Consider the following 1,509-nt stretch of genomic DNA (forward strand, 5'->3'; position numbering starts at 1 on the left):
GCACCACCCAGGTGCCGTCATAGTGGCCGGCGGCCGCCGTCCACTATGACGGCACCTGGGTGGTGCGGCTGACCGCCGGCCATCCGGCCAAGCGGCTGAACTCGGTCAATCCGCTCGATCCCGGCGACATCCAGCACATTGCCGACCGTATCGGCCGGGCCAGCCGCCGTTTCGATGCCTATGGCAGGCCGCTGACATTCCGCATGTCGCCGTTGTCGGGTCCCGATCTTGCCAGTCATCTCGACCGTGAGGGATGGAGCCGGTTCGACGAGTCGCTGGTCATGCGGCTGCCGCTGGCCGATGCGCAACTCGACGCTGCCATGGACCAGATCCCGCTGAAAGACATCAGCCGCTTCATCGGCGCGTCGCTCAAGGTCAGCGGTTCGGATGTTTCGCTGCGCCCCGGCCTGTCGGAGATCATCGGCGCCATCCAGCCCGAAGCCGGGCTGTTCGCGCTCGAAGATGGATCAGAAGCGCTGGCGACGCTGATCTGCGTGCATGACGGCGATCTCGCCGGCCTGTTCGAGGTCGCCACCGACAAGTCGGCACGCAACAGGGGCCACGGCCGCAACCTGATCCTGTCGGCACTGAAATGGGCACGGCTGCGGGGCGCACGGGAAGCCTGGCTGCAGGTCGAGGCCAACAATGTGCCGGCACTGGCGCTCTACCATTCGCTCGGCTTCGAGGAAGTCTATCGCTACCACTACCGGCGGCCGCCGGGTCATGAATGATGTCGTGACCGCCGGCAAGCGCCTGCTGCTGGTCGCCGCCTGCGCGCTGGTCGATGCCGACGGCCGGGTGCTTCTGGCGCAGCGGCCTCAGGGCAAGCAACTTGCCGGGCTGTGGGAGTTTCCCGGCGGCAAGGTCGAGCCGGGCGAGACGCCCGAACAATGCATCATTCGCGAACTGCATGAGGAAATCGGCATCGAAACCGACATCCCGTGCCTGGCGCCGCTCACTTTCGCCAGCCATTCCTACGACGATTTCCACCTGCTGATGCCGCTGTTCATCTGCCGCCGCTTTCGCGGTATCGCGCAGCCCAGGGAAGGGCAGGCGCTGAAATGGGTAAGGCCGAAGCAGATGCGCGATTATCCGATGCCGCCGGCCGATGAGCCGCTGATCCCGTTCCTCATCGATCTTCTCTGAGGCTCCCGTCCGGCCGGTTCCTGGCCGAGGCGTTGTATCAGCCAGCATTAATGGAAGATTTATCTCGTCGTGAAAAGTTGAAGCATGGCCGTTCGCGGCCGAGCGGTCGATTTGCCGGGGAGCGATAGCATGAGCCTAGACAGGGATTGGGACTCGATCCGGCCCGAGCGGGGGTTTCGCGCCGCCGATGCGGGCATGGGCATATTGCGCATAACGCTTCTGTTCGGTTCGGCCGCGGTGGCGCTGGCGCTGATCGCAACCCCTTTCCTCGACAGCCAGACACGCTCGCTGTCGGCCCGTGACGGTTTCGGCGGGCTCGACATGGCGGCCACAGGCTCGATCGGCCATCGCGAAACCTACACG

At 65.2% G+C, this 1,509-nt stretch carries 2 protein-coding genes and 1 pseudogene; all 3 read left to right on the forward strand.

The window, feature by feature from the left end:
- Window positions 1-23: 23 nt before the first annotated feature.
- A pseudogene (locus tag ENZ75_RS31585) lies at window positions 24-731 on the forward strand (GNAT family N-acetyltransferase); the annotation flags it as partial.
- Window positions 724-1,146, forward strand: a complete 423-nt coding sequence (locus ENZ75_RS31590) for a (deoxy)nucleoside triphosphate pyrophosphohydrolase (RefSeq protein WP_063169074.1) — start codon at window positions 724-726, stop codon at window positions 1,144-1,146. The pseudogene ENZ75_RS31585 and the gene ENZ75_RS31590, both read left to right, overlap by 8 nt.
- Before the next feature lie 129 nt (window positions 1,147-1,275).
- A partial coding sequence (locus ENZ75_RS31595) for a hypothetical protein (RefSeq protein WP_128278613.1) occupies window positions 1,276-1,509 on the forward strand: 234 nt, incomplete at its 3' end.

It is taken from the genome of Mesorhizobium sp. M7A.F.Ca.CA.002.04.1.1, assembly GCF_004022805.1.
Lineage (GTDB): Bacteria > Pseudomonadota > Alphaproteobacteria > Rhizobiales > Rhizobiaceae > Mesorhizobium > Mesorhizobium ciceri.